The 19,479-nt window shown below is 73.6% G+C and carries 18 protein-coding genes; 13 read left to right on the forward strand and 5 right to left on the reverse strand.

Annotated elements, in window-relative coordinates; genetic code table 11:
* Nucleotides 1–156: 156 nt before the first annotated feature.
* Complete coding sequence (locus ACIDOF_RS03365; RefSeq protein ID WP_409004111.1) at nucleotides 157–1,689, reverse strand: aldehyde dehydrogenase (NADP(+)); 1,533 nt, start codon at nucleotides 1,687–1,689, stop codon at nucleotides 157–159.
* Between the two features lie 219 nt (nucleotides 1,690–1,908).
* Here ACIDOF_RS03365 and ACIDOF_RS03370 point away from each other — a divergent pair, with 219 nt between their 5' ends.
* The 6 genes from ACIDOF_RS03370 (at nucleotide 1,909) to ACIDOF_RS03395 (ending at nucleotide 7,846) form a co-directional block, all read left to right on the forward strand.
* Nucleotides 1,909–2,682, forward strand: coding sequence for an IclR family transcriptional regulator (locus ACIDOF_RS03370; RefSeq protein WP_409004112.1), 774 nt, complete (start codon nucleotides 1,909–1,911; stop codon nucleotides 2,680–2,682).
* Nucleotides 2,682–3,179, forward strand: coding sequence for a GNAT family N-acetyltransferase (locus tag ACIDOF_RS03375; protein WP_409004113.1), 498 nt, complete (start codon nucleotides 2,682–2,684; stop codon nucleotides 3,177–3,179). Before ACIDOF_RS03370 ends, ACIDOF_RS03375 begins: the two co-directional genes overlap by 1 nt.
* Before the next feature lie 93 nt (nucleotides 3,180–3,272).
* Entirely contained in the window at nucleotides 3,273–4,280 is a 1,008-nt protein-coding gene (locus ACIDOF_RS03380) for a hypothetical protein (RefSeq protein WP_409004114.1), read from the forward strand.
* A 41-nt stretch (nucleotides 4,281–4,321) separates the two neighbouring features.
* Nucleotides 4,322–5,584, forward strand: a complete 1,263-nt coding sequence (locus ACIDOF_RS03385; RefSeq protein WP_409004474.1) for a sensor histidine kinase — start codon at nucleotides 4,322–4,324, stop codon at nucleotides 5,582–5,584.
* Nucleotides 5,581–6,258: a response regulator gene (locus ACIDOF_RS03390; RefSeq protein ID WP_409004115.1), complete on the forward strand. Its 678-nt coding sequence runs from the start codon at nucleotides 5,581–5,583 to the stop codon at nucleotides 6,256–6,258. The genes ACIDOF_RS03385 and ACIDOF_RS03390 overlap by 4 nt, the downstream gene beginning before the upstream one ends.
* 142 nt (nucleotides 6,259–6,400) lie before the next feature.
* Nucleotides 6,401–7,846: a peptidoglycan D,D-transpeptidase FtsI family protein gene (locus ACIDOF_RS03395; protein ID WP_409004116.1), complete on the forward strand. Its 1,446-nt coding sequence runs from the start codon at nucleotides 6,401–6,403 to the stop codon at nucleotides 7,844–7,846.
* A gap of 268 nt (nucleotides 7,847–8,114) precedes the next feature.
* On the opposite strand, the gene ACIDOF_RS03400 is transcribed toward ACIDOF_RS03395, so the two are convergent.
* From ACIDOF_RS03400 to ACIDOF_RS03410, 3 genes are all read right to left on the reverse strand, one after another.
* Nucleotides 8,115–8,699, reverse strand: coding sequence for a TIGR03086 family metal-binding protein (locus tag ACIDOF_RS03400; RefSeq protein ID WP_409004117.1), 585 nt, complete (start codon nucleotides 8,697–8,699; stop codon nucleotides 8,115–8,117).
* 73 nt (nucleotides 8,700–8,772) lie between these two features.
* Nucleotides 8,773–9,945, reverse strand: coding sequence for a hypothetical protein (locus ACIDOF_RS03405; RefSeq protein WP_409004118.1), 1,173 nt, complete (start codon nucleotides 9,943–9,945; stop codon nucleotides 8,773–8,775).
* The gene (locus ACIDOF_RS03410) at nucleotides 9,942–10,895 is read right to left on the reverse strand and encodes a 5-dehydro-4-deoxyglucarate dehydratase (RefSeq protein WP_409004119.1); all 954 of its coding nucleotides are present in this window, start codon (nucleotides 10,893–10,895) and stop codon (nucleotides 9,942–9,944) included. The genes ACIDOF_RS03405 and ACIDOF_RS03410 overlap by 4 nt, the downstream gene beginning before the upstream one ends.
* A gap of 211 nt (nucleotides 10,896–11,106) precedes the next feature.
* Here ACIDOF_RS03410 and ACIDOF_RS03415 point away from each other — a divergent pair, with 211 nt between their 5' ends.
* The 7 genes from ACIDOF_RS03415 to ACIDOF_RS03445 all read left to right on the forward strand — a co-directional run bounded on the left by ACIDOF_RS03415 (nucleotide 11,107) and on the right by ACIDOF_RS03445 (nucleotide 18,785).
* Complete coding sequence (locus ACIDOF_RS03415) at nucleotides 11,107–11,919, forward strand: NAD-dependent epimerase/dehydratase family protein (protein WP_409004120.1); 813 nt, start codon at nucleotides 11,107–11,109, stop codon at nucleotides 11,917–11,919.
* Nucleotides 11,920–12,478: 559 nt separating this feature from the next.
* Complete coding sequence (locus ACIDOF_RS03420) at nucleotides 12,479–13,243, forward strand: DeoR/GlpR family DNA-binding transcription regulator (protein ID WP_409004121.1); 765 nt, start codon at nucleotides 12,479–12,481, stop codon at nucleotides 13,241–13,243.
* Nucleotides 13,244–13,338: 95 nt separating this feature from the next.
* Nucleotides 13,339–14,709: an ABC transporter substrate-binding protein gene (locus tag ACIDOF_RS03425; RefSeq protein ID WP_409004122.1), complete on the forward strand. Its 1,371-nt coding sequence runs from the start codon at nucleotides 13,339–13,341 to the stop codon at nucleotides 14,707–14,709.
* Entirely contained in the window at nucleotides 14,706–15,644 is a 939-nt protein-coding gene (locus tag ACIDOF_RS03430; protein ID WP_409004123.1) for a carbohydrate ABC transporter permease, read from the forward strand. The genes ACIDOF_RS03425 and ACIDOF_RS03430 overlap by 4 nt, the downstream gene beginning before the upstream one ends.
* Nucleotides 15,641–16,474: a carbohydrate ABC transporter permease gene (locus ACIDOF_RS03435; protein WP_409004124.1), complete on the forward strand. Its 834-nt coding sequence runs from the start codon at nucleotides 15,641–15,643 to the stop codon at nucleotides 16,472–16,474. The genes ACIDOF_RS03430 and ACIDOF_RS03435 overlap by 4 nt, the downstream gene beginning before the upstream one ends.
* Nucleotides 16,471–17,463, forward strand: a complete 993-nt coding sequence (locus tag ACIDOF_RS03440) for a zinc-dependent alcohol dehydrogenase family protein (protein ID WP_409004125.1) — start codon at nucleotides 16,471–16,473, stop codon at nucleotides 17,461–17,463. The genes ACIDOF_RS03435 and ACIDOF_RS03440 overlap by 4 nt, the downstream gene beginning before the upstream one ends.
* A 77-nt stretch (nucleotides 17,464–17,540) precedes the next feature.
* Nucleotides 17,541–18,785, forward strand: coding sequence for a TerD family protein (locus ACIDOF_RS03445; protein ID WP_409004476.1), 1,245 nt, complete (start codon nucleotides 17,541–17,543; stop codon nucleotides 18,783–18,785).
* A gap of 140 nt (nucleotides 18,786–18,925) precedes the next feature.
* Here the strand turns inward: ACIDOF_RS03445 and ACIDOF_RS03450 are convergent, their stop codons facing one another.
* Nucleotides 18,926–19,288 carry a cupin domain-containing protein gene (locus ACIDOF_RS03450; RefSeq protein WP_409004126.1) on the reverse strand — a complete coding sequence of 121 codons (363 nt, stop codon included), beginning with the start codon at nucleotides 19,286–19,288 and terminating at the stop codon, nucleotides 18,926–18,928.
* Between the last annotated feature and the right edge of the window lie 191 nt (nucleotides 19,289–19,479).

A 19,479-nucleotide genomic window follows, 5' to 3' on the forward strand; every position in this document is an offset into this window, starting at 1 on the left:
CCGTCTGACCCGCCGTCGTGGCTGGTCGCGCAGTTCCCCGCGCCCCTATCGGGGCACGTCCCGCCCTGCTGTGCCCACCACGGCGGGGAAGCCGACGACGAACCCCCGGGAGCCCCTCCGGCGATTGAGGAGCGGGGGTCCAGGGGGCGGAGCCCCCTAGGGGCCCGCCACTCGGCGCGGCAGGTTCAGTGGGTTCGACTCGCGGAGTTCCGGCGGGAGGAGCGGCTCCGGAGTGTTCTGGTACGTGACGGGGCGGAGCCAGCGTTCGATCGCCGTGGCGCCCACCGACGTGGACGTGGACGTCGTCGCCGGGTACGGCCCGCCGTGGTGCTGGGCGGGCGCGACGGCGACTCCCGTGGGCCAGCCGTCGACGAGGACGCGCCCGGCGAGCGGCGTGAGCTCGGCGAGGAGTTCCGCACCCCGCCCGCTCTCCCCCGCCTTCTCCGCCGCCGACAGGTGCACCGTCGCCGTCAGGTTGCCGGGAAGTCGGGAGAGGACGGCGGTGACCTCGTCCGCGTCCGCGTACCGCGCGACGACGGTGACGGGGCCGAAGCACTCCTCCAGGAGCAGGTCGTGCGCGCCCTCGGCGGCGAGGCGGGCCGCGGGCACGGTGAGGCAGCCCGCGCCGACGGTGTGCTCGCCGCCCGCGCCGGGCGTCACCGGGGCGTCCACGTCCGGGAGTTGGGCCCGCTCGCGCACCCCGTCGACGTACGCGGATCGCATCCGGTGGTCGAGGAGGACGCCCGCCTCGACCTCGCTGACCTCGTGCGTGAGGGTCTTCAGGAGCCGGTCGCCCGCCTCGCCCGCGGGCGCGAGGACGAGTCCGGGCTTGGTGCAGAACTGGCCGACGCCGAGCGTCATGGACCCGGCGAGTCCGGCGCCGATCTCCTCGGCCCGTTCGGCCGCGGCGTCCTCGGTGATCACGACCGGGTTGAGCGAGCCGAGTTCGCCGTGGAAGGGGATCGGGTGCGGGCGTGCGGCGGCGGCGTCGAAGAGGGCGCGGCCGCCGCGTACCGACCCCGTGAACCCGGCGGCGGCGACCAGCGGGTGCCGTACGAGTTCCACGCCCGCGTCGAAGCCGTGCACCAACTGGACGACGTCGCCCGGGAGTCCGACCCGCTCGGCGGCGCGGCGCAGGGCGTCGGCGCACAGCTCGGAGGTGGCCGGGTGGTCCGGGTGGGCCTTGACGACGACGGGGCAGCCGGCGGCGAGGGCGCTCGCGGTGTCGCCGCCGGGCACGGAGAAGGCCAGCGGGAAGTTGGAGGCCGCGTACACGGCGACGACGCCGAGCGGGACCTTGTAGCGGCGCAGGTCGGGCCAGGGCGGGGTCTGGGCGGCGTCGGCGTGGCTGATGTGCACGTCGAGGTAGGCGCCCTCGTCCACGACGTCCGCGAAGGACCTCAACTGGTAGGCGGTGCGGGCGAGTTCACCGGTGAGCCGGCCGGGGCCGAGGGCGGTCTCCGCGTCGGCGGCCTCGATGACGTGGTCGGCCCGCTCGTCGAGGAGGTCGGCGGCGGCGCGCAGGAACGCGGCGCGGACCTCACGCCCGGCGAGGGCGCCCCGTACGGCGTGGGCGGCGCGCACCGCCTGGTCGACCTCCTGCTCGGTGGCCTCGACGGCGACCTGCTCGCGCGGCTTCCCCGTGCGGGGATCGACACTCCAGACTGGGGCGGGGGACGGTGCTGCCACGGCCGGTTCCTCCTGGTGTGACCAGATGTGACTGATCCAGATGTGACTGATGGTGCTCTGGTGCCGCCACGCGATGGGCTGCGGGGTTTCCGCAGGTGCTGCGGGATTTTCCGCCGACGTGGCCCCACTCACCAGGGCGTTCGTTATGGTGAACGACGTCTCCGGGGGTGAATGGTGGAGTCGGAGGCTATGTGCAGGCGAACGAAGGGGTCAAGGGCGATGTCGGGTGCCGAGGCCGTCGGTGGGGCGCAGGTCAAGTCCGCGGTGCGGACGGTGGAGTTGCTCGAGTATTTCGCAGGCCGGCCCGGAATGCACTCCCTCGCCGCGGTCCAGGAGGCCGTGGGCTATCCCAAGTCCAGCCTGTACATGCTGCTGCGCACGCTCGTCGAGCTCGGCTGGGTCGAGACGGACGCGACGGGCACGCGGTACGGGATCGGGGTGCGGGCCCTGCTCGTCGGCACGTCGTACATCGACGGTGACGAGGTCGTGGCCGCGGCCCGGCCCACCCTCGACCGGCTGTCGGACGACACCACGGAGACGATCCACCTGGCCCGGCTCGACGGCGTCAACGTCGTCTACCTGGCCACCCGCCAGTCCCAGCACTACCTGCGGCCGTTCACCCGCGTCGGCCGCCGCCTCCCCGCGCACTCCACGTCGCTCGGCAAGGCGCTGCTCGCCACGCACACCGACGAGCAGGTGCGCAAGCTCCTTCCGGAGACGCTCGCACCGCTCACCGAGAACACGATCACGGACCGCGAGCAGCTGATCGAGGAGCTGCACCAGATCCGCGAGCAGGGCTTCGCCGTGGACCGCGAGGAGAACACCCTGGGCCTGCGCTGCTTCGGCGTCGCGATCCCGTACCGCACGCCCGCGCGGGACGCCATCAGCTGCTCGGTGCCGGTCGCGCGGCTGACGCCCGGACACGAGCAGATGATCAAGGACGCCCTGTTCGACGCCCGCGACCGGCTCACGCTCGCCACCCGGAGGCTCTGATGCGCGCATCCCGCTCGACAGCGCCCGCGTACGAGGTCGCGCTGCGGCCCGTCCACGACAGCGATCTGCCCGTGTTCTTCCGGCAGATGAACGACCCGGAGTCCGCCCGCGTCGCCGCGTTCACCTCGCCGCGGACCGCGGACTGGGACCAGTTCGAGGCGCACTGGAACCGCATCCGCGCCTCCGCCGACGTGGTCCGCACCGTCCTCGTCGACGGTGACGTGACCGGCAGCGCCGCGGTGTACGGAGAGCCGGGCGAGCGCGAGGTGACGTACTGGATCGACCGCGCCTACTGGGGCCGCGGCATCGCGACGGCCGCGCTGCGCGCGCTGCTCGCCGAGGTGCCGGAGCGCCCGCTGTACGCGCGGGCCGCCGCCGACAACGCGGGCTCGGTGCGGGTCCTGGAGAAGTGCGGCTTCACGGTGACGGCCCGGGAAAGCGGGTACGCGCACGCGCGCGGCGCGGAGATCCCCGAGTACGTGCTGCGCCTGGACTGAGACTCCTTTCGTACGGCCTTCTCCCCCGCGCGGCGGAGCGGGTTCGCCCCCGGGCAGGACGTGCGGCGCCGCCCGCGCCGGGAGCGTGGAGGCATGACCTCACACACGATGCCCGCACCCGCGCCGACACCGCCCCGCACCAGCGGCCTCCTCAAGGCCGCGCGCGCCGTCGCGATCCTCGCCTGCCTGCCGTACGTGACGCTCAAGGTCGTCTGGATCGCGGGCGGCAGAGTGGGGATCCCCGACGGGAGTTCGCTGCTCGACCACCGCGCGACGATGGCCGTCGCGAACGGCGTGACCGTGCTGATGGACGCAGCCGTCGTCGTGCTCGCCCTGCTCCTCACGCAGGCGTGGGGGCGGCGGGTGCAGGCCTGGCTGCTCGTGCTGCCGCTGTGGGTGGCGACGGGGCTGCTCGCGCCGATCGTCGCCGGGTTCCCGCTGCAGCTCCTGGTCCGCGCCTTCGGCGGCAGCAGCGCCACCTCCGGCGAGCACACGACGCCGTTCCTCGACCCGTGGGTCTTCGGCGTCGTCTACGGCGGGTTCATCGTGCAGGCCCTCGCGCTCGGCGTGCTGTCCGTCGCGTACGCGCGCCGCCGCTGGGGCGTGCTGTGGGCGGGCCGGGTACGGGACCTGCCCGCGGGCTCGCCGACCGCGCCCGCGCAGCGGGCCGCCGCGACCGCCGCCGCGCTGCTCGCGCTGGTGCCCTTCGTCCTGCACGCGCTGTGGGGCGCGGGCGGGACGGCGGGGCTGAACGCGGCCAGGGCCGCCGAGCGGACCAGCGACTTCTACGCCCTGGAGTGGATGCACGCCGGCTTCGCCGCGTCGGCCGCCGCGGGTGTGCTGCTGCTCGCGTTCCGGCGCGGCGGGACGCTGCCGGTGGCGGTGCCGCTGGCCCTGGCGTGGGTGGGGTCCGGGGCGCTCGCGTGCTGGGGCGGCTGGATGAGCGTGGCCGCGCTGACCGGCGTGGACGACCTGTCCTCGCGCCCCTCGGCGCTGCTGCACCTGTCCTACGCTGTCCAGATGATCGTCGGGATGCTCGTGGTCACCGTCGGCGCGTACTTCTGCGCGGAGCGCGCGGCGACCGTCCGGCGCGCGGAATGAGCGTGCGGGGCGCGGGGCGGGGGCGGGGGCGCGGGATGAGCGTGCGGGGCGCGGTGAGCGCGCTGTGCGGGCGGCGGGCGTGCCTTCGCTGGGTCCATCTGGTGCTCGGCGGCGCCCTGTTGATGCCGTACATGCTGGTGGCGGCGGTGGCCGTGGGCCCGCTCTTCCCGGGTGAGCCGCTGCTCTTCGGCTCGGTCGTCTTCCTGCTGTCCTGCTTCGCGGTGGCCCTGCCGCTCGCCGCGCTCACCGCCGCCGCCTTCCCGCTCGCCCGGCCGCTCGCCGTCGGCCTCGTCCGGGCGCTGTGCGGGGTGCCGGGCGGGCGGCTCGCGCAAGGGCCGGGGCGCTCGTGGGCGGCGCGGGGACGCGCGTGCGCCTGGTACGCGCTGCACCTCGGCGTGGGCGCGGTGCTCAGCGGGGCGATGCTGGCGACGCCGCCGTTCGCGGTGGTCCTGATCGTCCTTCCGCTCTTCCCCGGCCTGCGCGACACCCGCCTCGGCCTGCCCGAACTCCTCGTGGACTCCTGGGGGGCGGCGCTCGCCCCGGTCGTCGGCGCGGCGCTGCTGCTCGCGCTCGCCGGCTGCGCCGCCGGGGCGGGGGCGCTGCTGGCCCGGTGCGCGCCGCCGCTGCTCGGGCCGACGCCCGCCGACCGGCTCGCGGCGGCCGAGGCCCGCGCCGCCGACCTGGCCGTGCGCAACCGGCTCGCGCGCGAGCTGCACGACTCGGTGGGCCACGCCCTGAGCGCCGTCACGCTGCAGGCCGGCGCGGCCCGCCGGGTCCTCGACACCGACCCGGACTTCGTACGGGAGGCGCTGGCGGCCATCGAGGACACGACGCGGCGCACGGTCGGCGAACTCGACGCGGTCCTCGGCCTGTTGCGCACCGGCGACGACCCGGCCGACCCGGCGGCGGCCGCCGCGCCGACCCTCGCGGACGACCTGGACGGCCTGCTGTCCCGCACGCGGGCGGCGGGCCCGGCGGTGACCGCGGACGTCGACGCCGACCTGGACGCGCTGCCCGCGCTGGTGTCCCGCGAGGCCTACCGGATCGTGCAGGAGGGCCTCAGCAACGCCCTGCGGCACGCGGTCGGCGCGCCCGTGGCCCTCCAGGTCGAGCTGGCCGACGGCGAGTTGAGGCTGACGTTGACGAACCCCGTACCGGCCGACGCCGCGTCCCGCTCCGGCGGCGGGCGTGGCCTGCGCGGGGTCGCGGAGCGGGCGCGGCTGCTCGGCGGCACGGCCCGCGCGGGCGCCGCGGACGGCCGCTGGACCCTGGACGTACGACTGCCCGTGGAGGCGCGCCCATGACGGCGACGGCGGACGAGGGGCGGGCGGCGCTGCGCGTCGTGCTCGCCGACGACGAGCGGATGGTGCGCACCGCGCTGCGCGTGATCCTGGAGGCGGAGCCCGGCATCGAGGTGGTCGGGGAGGCCGCGAGCGGTGCGGAGGCGGTGTCGGTGGTGCGGGCGCGACGGCCCGACGTGGTCCTGATGGACGTGCGCATGCCGGACGTCGACGGCATCCGCGCGACCGAGCAGATCCTCGCCACGCTCGCCGAGCCGCCGCGGATCGTGGTGGTGACGACGTTCGAGAACGACGCGTACGTGTACGACGCGCTGCGCGCCGGCGCCGCCGGGTTCCTCCTGAAGCGCGCCGAGCCGGAGCAGTTGGTGCAGGCGGTGCGCCTGGTCGCCACGACGGACTCGCTGCTGTTCCCGGCGGCCGTACGGTCCCTGGCCACGGCCCACGCGCCGGTGCGGACGGCGCCCCCGGCGTGGGTGGGGCGGCTCACCGAACGGGAGAGCCAGGTGCTGCGGCTGATGGCGACCGGGCTGAGCAACGCGGAGATCGCCGCCCGGATGGCGGTCGGCCCGGCGACGGTCAAGACGCATGTGGCGGCGGTCCTCGCGAAGACGGGCGCGCGGGACCGGACGCAGGCGGTGATCGCCGCGTACGAGGCGGGCGTGGCCGGCGGGACGTGACGCCACGTGCCGGGGCCGTCCGTCGAGGCCACTCGCCGGGCGCCACTCGCCGCTCGCCGCTCGCCGCCTTCCGGATGAAGAGTTCCTGAGAAACCCCGCGGGCCGGAACACCGACGGCCGTCCGGCTCGTCACCCCTGTGGGATGAACAAGACGATCAGGCGCGCTTCGGTCTTTTCGCTGCTGCTCGTGCTCGCCCTGCTCCTGAGGGCGACGTGGGTGCAGTTCTACGACGGCGAAGCGCTCGCAGACAACCAGCACAACCGGCGGGACACGATCGAGAAGTACGCGTACCCGCTGGGCGACATCGTGGTGGCCGGCGACCCGGTCACCGGTTCGGAGAGGACGAAGGGCAGCGACCTGGCGTACAAACGCACGTACACCGACGGCGAGCTGTACTCGGCCGTCACCGGCTACAGCTCGCAGGTGTACGGGGCGACGCAGTTGGAGGGCATCTACCAGGACGTCCTCGACGGCACCGACAACCGCCTGAAGAACCCGGTCGACGCGGTGACGCGGAAGCACGCCGACCCCGGCGACGTCGTCACGACCATCGACCCGGCCGTGCAGAAGGCGGCCTACGAGGCGCTCGGCGACACCAAGGGCGCGGCCGTCGCGATCGACCCGGGCAGCGGCGAGATCCTCGGCATGGTGTCCACGCCGTCGTACGACCCGTCGAAGATCAGCGGGTCCACGGACGGCGAGGCGTGGCGGGCGTTCACCGGGGACGAGGAGAAGCCGATGGTGAACCGGGCGCTGCGGCAGCCGCTGCCGCCCGGCTCCACGTTCAAGCTGGTGGTGGCCGCGGCCGCGCTGGAGAACGGGCTGTACGACTCGGTCGACGAGCGCACCGACAGCCCCGACCCGTACACGCTGCCCGGCACGAGCACCGTCCTGCGGAACGAGAACGCGGCGGCGCCCTGCGAGAACGCCACGCTGCGGACGGCCCTGCAGTACTCCTGCAACAACGTCTTCGCGAAGCTGGCGGCCGACCTGGGGGCGGACGAGGTGCGGGCGCAGGCGGAGAAGTTCGGCTTCAACGACGCCGAGCAGGACGTGCCGGTGCGGGCCTCGGAGAGCGTGTATCCGGAGGAGATGGACAAGGCGCAGACCGCGCTGTCCGGCATCGGCCAGTTCGACGTGACGGCGACGCCGCTGCAGATGGCGATGGTGTCGGCGGCCCTCGCGAACGGCGGCGAGCTGGTCGGCCCGCACATGGTGTCCGAGGTGACGGACGGCGACGGCTCCACCCTGGAGGACCTGTCCGACGCGTCGTCGCACCGAGTGGTGAGCGAGCGCACGGCCTCGCAGCTCACCTCCGCGATGCAGACCGTGGTGGACAAGGGCACGGGCTCCAACGCGCAGATCCCCGGCCTGACCGTCGGCGGCAAGACGGGCACGGCACAGCACGGCGAGAACAACTCCAAGACGCCGTACGCCTGGTTCACCTCCTACGCGGAGGACGCGGACGGCAAGCAGGTCGCGGTCGCGGTGCTGATCGAGGACTCGGAGGCAGCGCGGTCGGAGGTCAGCGGGAACGGGTTGGCGGCGCCGGTGGCGAAGGCGATGATGCAGGCGGCATTGCAGTAGGGGGCCGCCCCCCCTACTCACCCCAGGGGGCTCCGCCCCCGGCCCCCCGCTCCTCAATCGCCGGAGGGGCTACCGGGTCTCGTCGTCGGCTTCCCCCCGGTGGGTGTGCACAGCGGCGGGGGTGGGATCCCGCCCTCATCCCCACCCACCCACAGCGGCGGGAGACGTGCCCCGATAGGGGCGCGGGGAACTGCGCGAGCGGCCACGACGGCGCCGCGGACGAACGAACAGCGCCGCAGGCTTTCGGGAAGGGGCGGGGTGGGGTGAACTACGGGCGCCAGCCCGGTTCGCGGCCCGCCAGGCCGATGACCTGGTCGAGGAGCGGGGCCTCGGACGACACCTCCACCACCGGCCCGAAGATCTCCCCCCGGTCCTCGGGGGCCCGCGACTGGTCCAGGAAGTCGTAGGTCACCGCAAGGCACGCCGGGTCCGGCGCGTACTCCTGCCCGGTGGCCCGGGCCAGATCCCACCCGTGCACCACCAGCTCGTCCACCGCCACCATCGCCATGACCGCCGCGGGCAGCGTCACCCCGCCGGCCCGGGTGTCCCCTTCCCACGCGGCCGGGTCGCGCCATGCCTGCGCCAACTCGTCGAAGGCTTTGGGGAGTTCGGCCCGCCAGTCGGGGCCGATGTCGGGGAGGCTGCTGCCGGGGGCGGTGTCGGTGGTCGGGCCGAAGTCCTTGCGGGCGGCGTCGCGGAAGGCGACGGCGAGCATCGTGAGGTGGCCGAGCAGGTTGCGCACCGCGTACTCCGGGCACGGGGTCGGGTCGCCGAGGCTGTCGTCGCGTACGCGTTCGGCGAGGTCGGCGACGATCCGTGCCTGCGGGGTGAGGTCGACGGCCGGGTCGGTCATGGTGCGCTCCCTGGGGGCGGTCGGAGTGGTGCGGAGTGGTCTCGTAGAGACAGACCGCCGCCGGGGCGGGAACTCATCGGTCCTGGAGGACGAGCCCCGCCAGCCCGTCCCGTACGTGCCGCAGGTCGGCGTCGGAGGCCAGGCCCGCGTGGTAGAGGCGGAGCTCCGTCGCACCGGCGGCGGCGGCCCGTTCCGCGTCGCGCACGAGGGTCGCGGGGCTGCCGCCCATGCCGGTCACCACGGTGAGGTTGGCCGCGAGCACCGTGTCCGGGCGGGCCGCCGCCGCGAACGGGGCGAGCAGTTCCGGGCCGCCGGTGCAGGGCACGACCACCCCGTCCGCCGCGGCGAGGACCCGCGCCGGTTCCACGCCCGCGTTGGCGCCGCAGTGGTACGGCACCGGGTCGGCGTGCAGCAGCACCTGGAAGCCGGCGGGCGCGGCGGCGCGTACCTCCGCGATCGCGTCCTGCTGGAGCGTGCGGGCCGTGCGGAGCCTGAACTCCAGGGCGGGGGCGGCGAGTTCGGGCCCGATGAGGTCCTCTGCCGTCGCGTCGTCGGGGCTCTCGCCGCGCCACACCGGGGCGAGCGCCGCGCGTACGGCGGTCGCGAGGCGGTCGGCGGGCAGGCCCTGGTCCGCGTACCCGCGGGCGCAGGCGGGGCAGAAGCAGAGGGACATCAGGTACTGCGCGGCGTCGCCGAGGGGGACTCCGGTGGTCTTGTCGTGGGCGTGCAGGTGGGCGAGTCCGTACCAGCCGCAGGACTCCAGCTCGGTGCCGAGGGCGCCGGGGCGGGCGGCGGAGTCGGCGGCGAGGGTGGTGAGGTGGGCGCGGACCTCGGGCTGGGCGATGCAGGGCGCCCACGGGTAGCGGTCGCCGTACGCGTTGACGACGGAGGTGTCCGGATGGTCGGCGCCCAGGCGGGAGTTGTGGGCGAGGACGACCCAGGAGTGGACGTCGAGCCCGGCCGCGGCGAGGGCGGCGGCGGCCTCCCCGAAGGCGTCGCCGGGCGCCCACTGACCCGCGGTGTACGGCCGCAGGCGCCGCCCCTGCCACTGCGGGCCGGGCGGGTGCAGTACGGCGGCGTGCTCGGCGGTGACGATGCGGTGGCGGGGGTGGCGGGGGGTGAGGGCGCGGGTGGAGTGGTAGGCGGAGGCGAGGGTGACCTGCCGGACGCCGAGGTCGGCGAGGCGGGCGGGGGCGTCGGGGTCGCCGTTGACGTCCCAGGGGTAGAGGAACGCGGAGGCCTTCACGCGGCGCCCCCGTCCGTCAACTGCCGTGTCTGTTCGATGAGTTGGGCGAGTGCCCGGACGGTTTCCGGTCCGGGTTCGGTGAGCGGCGGGCGTACGGGCCCGACGTCGAGGCCCTTCAGCCGTACGCCCGCCTTGACGAGGGAGACGGCGTAGCCGCGGCCGGAGTCGCGGAGGGCGACGAGCGGTGCGTAGAAGCCGTCGAGGAGGGCGGTGAGGGTGTCCTCGGCCTCTTTCGTGCCGGCGTTGAGGGCGCGGTGGAAGGCGAGCGCGACGTCGGGGGCGAAGCAGAACGCGGCCGACGAGTAGAGGGTGACGCCGATCGCGCGGTAGGCGAGCTGGGTCCACTCGGCGGTGGGCAGGCCGTTGAAGTAGAGGAAGTCGGGGTGCCCGGCGGCGCGTACGGCGCTGATGACGCCCTGCATGAGGCCGAGGTCGCCGCGGCCGTCCTTGAGGCCGACGATCCGCGGGTGGGCGGCGAGTTCGACGACGGATCCGGGGGTGAAGACGGCGTTGTCGCGCTGGTAGACGATGACGTCGAGCGCGGTGGCGTCGGCGAGTTCGGTGAAGTGCCGTACGAGACCGGCCTGTTCGGCGGTGACGAGGTACGGGGGCAGGGCGAGGACGCCGTCGGCGCCGGCCTCTTCCGCGAGGCGCGCGTATCTGACCGCGAGGGCCGTGCCGTAGCCCGCGCCGGCGACGACGGGGACGCGGCCCGCGGACTCCTCGACGGCGGCGGCCACGCAGTCCCGGAACTCCTCGGGGGCGAGCGCGTGGAACTCGCCGGTGCCGCAGCAGGCGAAGACGGCGGCGGCGCCCGCGTCGATCCCCGCGCGGACGTGCGCACGGAAGGTGTCGAGGTCGACGGCGCCGTCCGGCCCGTAGGCGGTGACGGGGAAGAACAGCGGCCCGCTGGGGACGCGGAGTCGTTCGGCGAGCGGCGCTGACGTCACGGGCTCTCCCTCGCAGGTCCATGCCTGACTGTCGTCCACATTTCTGAACTCGCTCACGCTAAGCAGGGAGGCCGCCGATGGTCAAGAACACCGCACGGACGTCAACGGTCCACTTCCAGCGGGGTCTTGACGGCTCGGACGCGAGGTTCTTAGCTGGTCCACACATGTGAATGCACGGCGGAACGTACCGTTGAACGTACGAGGAGATCCCATGGCCGACGCGCCCCGCACCGTCCTGCTCACCGGCGCAGCCGGCGGCCTCGGCACGCTGATGCGCGAGCTGCTCCCGCAGTACGGGTACGAGCTGCGGCTCCTCGACCTGGCGCCGGTCGAGGGCGCGCCGGACGCGATCACCGCCGACCTCGCCGACCGGGACGCCCTGCGCGCCGCCGTCCGGGGCGTCGACGCGATCATCCACCTGGCGGGCATCTCCCTGGAGTCGACGTTCGAGAAGATCCTGCGCGCCAACATCCAGGGCACGCACAACCTGTACGAGGCGGCCCGCGAGGAGGGCGTACGGCGGATCGTGTTCGCCTCGTCCAACCACGCCGTCGGCTTCACCCCGCGCCCACGGCCCGGCGATCCGCTGATCCCGGTGGACACGCCGCGCCGCCCCGACACGTACTACGGCCTGTCCAAGGCGTTCGGCGAGGACCTCGCGCAGCTGTACTGGGACCTGCACGGCCTGGAGACGGTGTCCGTGCGGATCGGGTCCTGCTTCCCCGAGCCGACGTCGGTCCGGATGCTGTCGATCTGGCTGAGCCCGGCGGACGGGGCCCGCCTCTTCCACGCCGCGCTGACGGCGCCGTCCGTCGGGCACACGGTGGTGTACGGCTCGTCCGCCAACACCCGCCTGTGGTGGGACCTTTCGAGCGCGCGGGCCCTCGGGTACGAGCCGCGGGACGACTCGGAGGGGTACGCGGAGCGGTTGGTCGCGGAGCAGGGGGAGCTGGACGAGGCCGACCCCGCCCACGCCAACCTGGGCGGCCCGTTCTGTACGGCGCCGCCGATGTGGCCGCACTGACCCCTGCCGGGCGGGAACCGGGCATCCCACAGCCCCAAACGGTCCCCTCAGGGGGCTCCGCCCCCCGCCGGAGGGGCTGTCCGGGGGTCGTCTTTCGGCATTCCCGCCGTCGTGGCTGGTCGCGCAGTTCCCCGCGCCCCTTGTCAGGGGCTACGCCCCTGGCCCCGCCTTCGGCTCCCCCGCCGTCGTGGTGGGCGGGGTTGGGAAACCGCCCTCACCCCCACCCACCCCGCGGCGGGCAGCGGGTGACGTGCCCCGATAGGGGCGCGGGGAACTGCGCGAGCGGCCACGACGGCGCGGCAGTCGGGTGGCCGCCCCAAGGGGCAGGGGCGTGCCCCGTCAGGGGCGCGGGGAACTGCGCGCTCGGCCACGACGGCGGGGCAGTCGGACGGACCGGCGCCGCAGGCTTTCGGGAAGGGGCGGGGTGGGGAGAATCAAAGCGGGCACAAACGGGCACGATCGCCCCCCGAACAGACCTGCCCCACCCCACCCACGCCCGGTAGAACATTCCTCACGGGCCCGAACGGGCACAGCACCCGTACGAGGAGAGGAGCCGCGCGTGAGTGCCGAGGAGCGCCAGCGGGAGATCGTCAGGGCCGCCAGACGCGCCGGCAGCGTCGACGTCACGGCCCTCGCGACCGAGCTCGGCGTCGCCAAGGAGACCGTCCGCCGCGACCTGCGCGCCCTGGAGGACCACGGCCTGGTACGCCGCACGCACGGCGGCGCGTACCCGGTGGAGAGCGCGGGCTTCGAGACGACCCTCGCGTACCGCACGACCATGCACGTACCCGAGAAGCGCCGCATCGCCGCCGCGGCGGCGGACCTGCTCGGGGACGCCGAGACCGTGTTCGTCGACGAGGGCTTCACCCCGCAGCTGATCGCCGAGGCGCTGCCGACGGACCGCCCGCTGACCGTCCTCACCACCTCCCTCGCCACCGCGAACGCCCTGGCCGAGGCGGAGAACGACACGACGGTGCTGCTGCTCGGCGGCCGGGTGCGGCCGGGCACGCTCGCGACCGTGGACCACTGGACGACGAGGATGCTCTCCGGCTTCGTCGTGGACCTCGCGTACATCGGGGCCAACGGCATCTCCCGCGAGCACGGTCTGACCACCCCGGACCCGGCGGTGAGCGAGGTGAAGCGGCAGGCCATGCGGTCGGCGCGGCGGCACGTCTTCGCCGGGATCCACACCAAATTCGGGGCCGTGAGCTTCTGCCGGTTCGCGCACATCGGGGACTTCGAGGCGATCGTCACGGACACCCAGCTGCCGGCCGCCGAGGCCCACCGCTACGCCCTGCAGGGACCCCAGGTACTCCGCGTCTGACCCGTACCCCTCCCCCGTGCTTCCGTACGCCCGCCCGGGCGCGGTTCCGCACACCCTCATCGAGCCGATATCCACCCCTATGTCCAGGAGCGTTCATGCGCACCCAGAGCCGTCACAGCCGGAGAAGGAGAGCGCGTGCTCCGCTCGCCGCGGTCGCCGTCGGCGCGCTGCTGCTCTCCGGCTGCTGGACCGGAGCCGGCGGGACCGGCTCCGGTGACTCCATCGACGTACTGATGGTCAACAACCCGCAGATGATGGAGCTCCAGAAGCTCACCGCCGCGCACTTCACGAAGCGGACCGGCATCAAGGTGAACTTCACGGTGCTCCCGGAGAACGACGTCCGCGACAAGATCAGCCAGGACTTCGCCAACCAGGCGGGCCAGTACGACGTCGCGACGCTCAGCAACTACGAGATACCGATCTACGCCCGCAACGGCTGGCTCCGCGAACTCGGCCCGTACGCCCGCGAGGACGCCCGCTTCGACCAGGACGACGTCCTGCCGCCGATGCGCCAGTCCCTCACCGGCGACGACGGCAAGCTGTACGGGGAGCCGTTCTACGGCGAGTCGTCCTTCCTGATGTACCGGAAGGACGTGTTCGAGAAGCACGGCCTGAGGATGCCCGCGCGGCCCACCTGGCGGCAGGTCGCCGACCTCGCCGCGAAGGCGGACCGGGCCGAGCCCCGGATGAAGGGCATCTGCCTGCGCGGCCTGCCCGGCTGGGGCGAGCTGACCGCGCCGCTCACCAGCGTCGTCAACACCTTCGGCGGCACCTGGTTCGACAAGGACTGGACGGCCCGCCTCGACAGCAGGGCGTTCAAGGACGCCACCCGCTTCTACGTCCGACTGGTGCGCGAGCACGGCCAGTCGGGCGCCGCGCAGTCCGGGTACGCGGAGTGCCTCAACAACCTGACCCAGTCCAAGACCGCCATGTGGTACGACGCCACGGCCGCCGCCGGCTCCCTGGAGGCCGCGAAGTCCCCGGTCAGGGGAAAGATCGGGTACGTGCCGGCGCCGGTCGAGAGGACGGAGTCGTCCGGCTGGCTCTACACCTGGGCATGGGGCCTGCAGAAGGCCTCGCCCAACCCGGACAAGGCCTGGAAGTTCATCTCCTGGGCGTCGGGCAAGGAGTACGAGCGGCTCGTCGGCGAGACGTTCGGCTGGGCCAACGTGCCGGCGGGCAAGCGGGCCTCCACGTACGAGATCCCGGAGTACCGGCGGGAGGCCGCGGCCTTCCAGGACGTGACGCGGCGGGCGATCGCCGAGGCGCGGCCGCGCGACCCGGGGGTGCAGCCGCGGCCCGCACCCGGCATCCAGTTCGTCGGGATCCCCGAGTTCACCGATCTCGGCACCAGGGTCTCGCAGGAGATCAGCGCGGCCGTCGCGGGCCGCCAGTCCGTGGACCGTGCCCTGGCGACGTCGCAGCGGCTCGCCGAGGAGATCTCCGAGGAGTACGAGGGCCGATGACCACCACCACCGCCGCTCCCGCCGTCACCACGACCGCCGCCCGCGCCGCGGGCCCACCGGGCCGGCTGCGCGCCTGGGCCACGCGGGCGCCGCTGCTGCCCGCCCTGGTCTTCATGGTCGTGATCACCCAACTGCCGTTCGTGGCCACGCTGGTGATCTCCTTCTTCGACTGGAACGCCCTCTACCCCGAGGCCCGCAGCTTCGCCGGGCTCGGCAACTACGCCGAGGTCCTCGGCGACCCGGACCTGCGCCGCTCGGTCCTGACGACGGTCCTGCTGACCGCCACCGTGGTGCTCGTCAGCCTGGTCCTCGGGCTCGGCCTGGCGCTGCTCCTGGACCGCCCGTTCCGGGGCCGCGGCCTCGTCCGCACGCTGCTGATCGCGCCGTTCCTGCTCGTGCCAGTGGCCGCCGCGCTGCTGTGGAAACACGTGCTCTACAACCCCGAATACGGCCTGTTCAACGGCCTGTTGAGCCTCGTCGGCGGGCCGCAGCCGGACTGGGTGTCGCACACCCCGCTGCTCGCGATCGAGGCCGCCCTGGTCTGGCAGTGGACGCCGTTCATGATGCTGATCCTGCTCGCCGGGCTGCAGAGCCGCTCCCCCGAACTCCTGGAGGCGGCCCGTATCGACGGCGCGAGCGACTGGCAGATCTTCCGCCACATGACCGTGCCGCACCTGCGCCGCTACCTCGAACTCGGCGCCCTGCTCGGCTCGATCTACATCGTGCAGAACTTCGACGCGGTCTTCACGATCACGTCCGGCGGCCTCGGCACCGCCAACCTGCCGTACACCGTCTACCAGTCCTTCTACCAGGCCCACGAGAACGGGCTCGCGTCGGCGGCGGGCGTGCTCGTCGTCCTCGGCTCGCTCGTCATCGCGACGTTCGCGCTGCGCGTGGTGTCGTCCCTGTTCCGCGAGGAGGCGTCCCGCGCATGAACTCCCTCGTCCGCATGCGCCGTTCGGGCCTCGGCGTACTCGCCTGGCTGGCGGGGCTCGGCTTCGCCCTGCCGCTCGCCTGGATGGCCCTGACCTCCTTCCACTCCGAGCAGGACGCGGCCACCAACCCGCCCTCGCTCGCCGCTCCCCTCACCCTGGACGGCTACCGCGAGTTCTTCGGCCTGGACGGCGGGGCGAGCCCGTGGCCCGCGCTGATCAACTCGACGGTGGCCTCGGTCGGTTCGACGCTGCTCGTGCTGCTGCTCGCGCTCCCGGCCGCGTACGCGCTGTCCATCCGGCGGGTGCGGAAGTGGACCGACGTCCTGTTCTTCTTCCTGTCGACGAAGATGCTGCCGGTCGTCGCCGGACTGCTGCCGATCTACCTGTTCGCGAAGGACGCCGGGCTGCTCGACAACGTGTGGCTGCTCGTCCTGCTCTACACCTCCATGAACCTGCCGATCGCCGTGTGGATGATGCAGTCGTTCCTCGCGGAGGTGCCGGTCACCGTGATCGAGGCCGCGCGGGTCGACGGGGCGCGGCTGCCGACGGTCCTGGGACGCGTGGTGGCGCCCATCGCCCTGCCCGGGATCGCCGCGACCGCCCTGATCTGCTTCATCTTCAGCTGGAACGAGCTGCTGTTCGCCCGGGTCCTGACCGGTGTCGTGGCGCAGACCGCGCCCGTCTTCCTGACCGGCTTCATCACCAGCCAGGGCCTGTTCCTGGCGAAGGTGTGCGCCGCGTCGCTCGTCGTCTCCCTGCCGGTGCTCGCCGCGGGGTTCGCCGCCCAGGACAAACTCGTCCAGGGCCTGTCTCTGGGAGCCGTGAAATGAAGGCCGCCGTCATCGAGTCCGCCGGGAAGGTCACCGTCGCCGAGGTCCCCGACCCTGCGCCGGGCCCCCGCCAGGTCGTCGTCGAGGTCGCCGCCTGCGGCCTGTGCGGCACCGATCTGCACATCCTCCAGGGCGAGTTCGCGCCCTCGCTGCCGATCGTGCCGGGCCACGAGTTCGCCGGCGAGGTGGTCGCCCTGGGCGCCGAGGTCACCGAACTCCGCGTCGGCGACCGCGTGGCCGTCGACCCGTCCCTGTACTGCTACGAGTGCCGTTACTGCCGTACCGGCCGCAACAACCTCTGCGAACGCTGGGCCGCCATCGGCGTCAGCACCGCGGGCGGCGCCGCACAGTACGCGGTGGCCCCCGTCGCCAACTGCGTCCGGCTGCCCGAGCACGTCCGCACCGCCGACGCCGCCCTGATCGAACCGCTGTCCTGCGCGGTCCGCGGCTACGACGTGCTGCGCACCCGCCTCGGCGCCCACGTCCTGATCTACGGCTCCGGCACCATGGGCCTGATGATGCTGGAGCTCGCCAAGCGCACCGGCGCGGCGAGCGTCGACATGCTCGACGTCAACCCCGAACGCCTCGCCACCGCACGGCAGTTGGGCGTGACCGGCGCCGCCGCGAGCGCCGACGAGCTCGACCGGCCGCAGGGCTGGGACGTCGTCGTCGACGCGACCGGCAACGCCGCCGCCATCCAGGACGGCCTGGACCGGGTCGCCAAGGCCGGCACGTTCCTGCAGTTCGGGGTGGCCGACTACGCGACGACGGCGACGATCAGCCCGTACCGGATCTACAACCAGGAGATCACCATCACCGGCTCGATGGCCGTGCTGCACAGCTACGAGCGGGCCGCCGAGCTGTTCGCCGGGGGTGTGCTCGACCCGGAGGTGTTCATCAGCGACCGGATGCCGCTGTCCCGCTACCCGGAGGCGCTCGACCACTTCGCCTCGGGCGCGGGCCGCAAGACCGTGGTCGTACCGGACTGACTGATTCCTGTCGGTGAATCCCGCCGACGTAAGGGAACGGTAAAGCGAGGTCGTTCGTTACCCGAGGCATGACAGCTATGACCCCCGGCTCGAACATCCCTCTCTCCGCCGCCCGCGTGACGGTGGACGTCGCCGCGCCCGTGCGGCTCGACGTATCGGGCCTGCTGCTCACCGCCGACGGCAAGGTGCGCTCCGACGACGACTTCATCTTCTACAACCAGCCCACGGGCCCCGGCGTGACCTATCAGTCCGGCGGCGGCACCGCGCCCGACGCGATCACCGTGGACACCGCGGCGGTCCCGGCGGGCATCGAGAAGATCGTCGTCACCGCGAGCCCGGACGCCGCGGGCCAGACCTTCCAGGGCATCGAGCCGACGGCCACCGTCCGGGACGCGGACGGCGGCGCCGTCCTCGCCACGTTCACGCCGCCGCAGCTCGGCCCCGAGACCGCGCTCGTCGTCGTGGAGATCTACCTCCGCAACGGCGCGTGGAAGGCCCGCGCGGTCGGCCAGGGGTACGCGAACGGGCTGGCCGGCATCGCCACCGACTTCGGCGTCTCCGTCGACGAGGAGCCGGCCGCCCCCGCGCCCGCCGCCCCGGTCGCCGCGCCCGTCCAGACCCCGCCGCCCGCGCCCGCCGCACCCCCGGCCCCGCCCGCACCCGAGCCCGCCCGCGCCATGGCCCAGACGCCTCCGCCCCCGGCACCGCCCGCCCCGGTCAGCGGCCCGAACGCGCCGGGCACCGGCAAGGTCAACCTCGACAAGGGCCGCGTCAGCCTGCAGAAGAACCAGACGGTGTCCCTGGTCAAGGGCGGCCGCCCGCTGCTCTCCCAGGTCAAGATGGGCCTCGGCTGGGAGCCCGCGTTCCGCGGCAAGGACATCGACCTGGACGCCTCGGTGATCGCGTACGGCCCGAGCCGCAACCACGTCGACAGCTGCTACTTCGGCAAGCTCGCCATCCTCAACGGCGCGATCAAGCACTCCGGCGACAACCTGACCGGCGAGGGCGGCGGGGACGACGAGGTGATCACCGTCGACCTCGGGCGGCTGCCGCAGGAGGTCACCGGGCTGGTCTTCACCGTGAACTCGTTCTCGGGCCAGAAGTTCAACGAGGTCGCGAAGGCCTACTGCCGCCTCATCGACGCCGCCACGGACGAGGAGCTGGTCCGCTTCGACCTGACCGGCGCCGAGCCGCAGACCGGCGTGATGATGGCCAAGCTGATCCGGCAGTTCTCCGGCGAGTGGGAGATGACCGGCATGGGCGACTTCGTGAAGTCCCGCACGGTCCGCGGCATGGTGAAGCCCGCGGCGCAGGCGCTGTAGCGGTCCGGACACCCCACACCCCACAGGGCGGCCACGCGTGGTGCGTGGCCGCCCTGCCTTGTCCGGGCCTCCCGGGCCTGGGCCTCCCGGGTCCGGTGTCCGGGTCCGGTGTCCGGGTCCGGTGCTCCCGGGCCCGGAACTCACTCCCCGGGCTTCGCGTACGTCTGCGCCATGCCGCCGGCGAAGTCGTACGCCACGACCTGCTCGTCGCCGACGACCCACGCGTCGTGTCCGGGCGGGCACACGAAGACATCGCCCGGGCCGACCTCGCCCTCGGCGCCGTCGTCCATCCGGATCCGCAGCCGGCCCTGGACGATGTAGCCGTTGTGGTGGACCTGGCAGCTGTCGGTCCCGGCGATCGGGCCGACCGACTCGGACCAGCGCCAGCCGGGCTCGAAGGTGGCGACGGCGAAGTCCAGGCCGGACAGGTGGACGGCTTCGAGGTGACCGCGGGGGAAGTCGCGCCGTTCGTCGGGCTTCTCGACCGCTTTGACCTCCAACATGAGAACGTCCTCCGTTCTGCTCGTGCGGACGTCCGGAGCCGGTCGCCTCCGCAGGCGCGCCGCCCTGGCCCGGCCCCCTTCCCCTCCATCGTCCACCTGTCAACCGGGGGCCGCCATCCGATGCGCCCCCGGACCGCGGACCGAGGGTTCGCGACGAGTCCAAGAGTCCGCGACGTTCCGTCCAACGACCC

Origin of the sequence: Streptomyces sp. Da 82-17 (assembly GCF_046098215.1) — a bacterium.
In the GTDB taxonomy this organism is placed as follows: domain Bacteria; phylum Actinomycetota; class Actinomycetes; order Streptomycetales; family Streptomycetaceae; genus Streptomyces.

Bases quoted from the DNA above. Each gene is read 5' to 3' on its own strand.
- ACIDOF_RS03370 (WP_409004112.1), top strand. From the start codon at position 1,909: ATGTCGGGTGCCGAGGCCGTCGGTGGGGCGCAGGTCAAGTCCGCGGTG.
- ACIDOF_RS03375 (WP_409004113.1), top strand. From the start codon at position 2,682: ATGCGCGCATCCCGCTCGACAGCGCCCGCGTACGAGGTCGCGCTGCGG.
- ACIDOF_RS03380 (WP_409004114.1), top strand. From the start codon at position 3,273: ATGACCTCACACACGATGCCCGCACCCGCGCCGACACCGCCCCGCACC.
- ACIDOF_RS03390 (WP_409004115.1), top strand. From the start codon at position 5,581: ATGACGGCGACGGCGGACGAGGGGCGGGCGGCGCTGCGCGTCGTGCTC.
- ACIDOF_RS03395 (WP_409004116.1), top strand. From the start codon at position 6,401: ATGAACAAGACGATCAGGCGCGCTTCGGTCTTTTCGCTGCTGCTCGTG.
- ACIDOF_RS03400 (WP_409004117.1), bottom strand. From the start codon at position 8,699: ATGACCGACCCGGCCGTCGACCTCACCCCGCAGGCACGGATCGTCGCC.
- ACIDOF_RS03415 (WP_409004120.1), top strand. From the start codon at position 11,107: ATGGCCGACGCGCCCCGCACCGTCCTGCTCACCGGCGCAGCCGGCGGC.
- ACIDOF_RS03425 (WP_409004122.1), top strand. From the start codon at position 13,339: ATGCGCACCCAGAGCCGTCACAGCCGGAGAAGGAGAGCGCGTGCTCCG.
- ACIDOF_RS03430 (WP_409004123.1), top strand. From the start codon at position 14,706: ATGACCACCACCACCGCCGCTCCCGCCGTCACCACGACCGCCGCCCGC.
- ACIDOF_RS03435 (WP_409004124.1), top strand. From the start codon at position 15,641: ATGAACTCCCTCGTCCGCATGCGCCGTTCGGGCCTCGGCGTACTCGCC.
- ACIDOF_RS03440 (WP_409004125.1), top strand. From the start codon at position 16,471: ATGAAGGCCGCCGTCATCGAGTCCGCCGGGAAGGTCACCGTCGCCGAG.
- ACIDOF_RS03445 (WP_409004476.1), top strand. From the start codon at position 17,541: ATGACCCCCGGCTCGAACATCCCTCTCTCCGCCGCCCGCGTGACGGTG.
- ACIDOF_RS03450 (WP_409004126.1), bottom strand. From the start codon at position 19,288: ATGTTGGAGGTCAAAGCGGTCGAGAAGCCCGACGAACGGCGCGACTTC.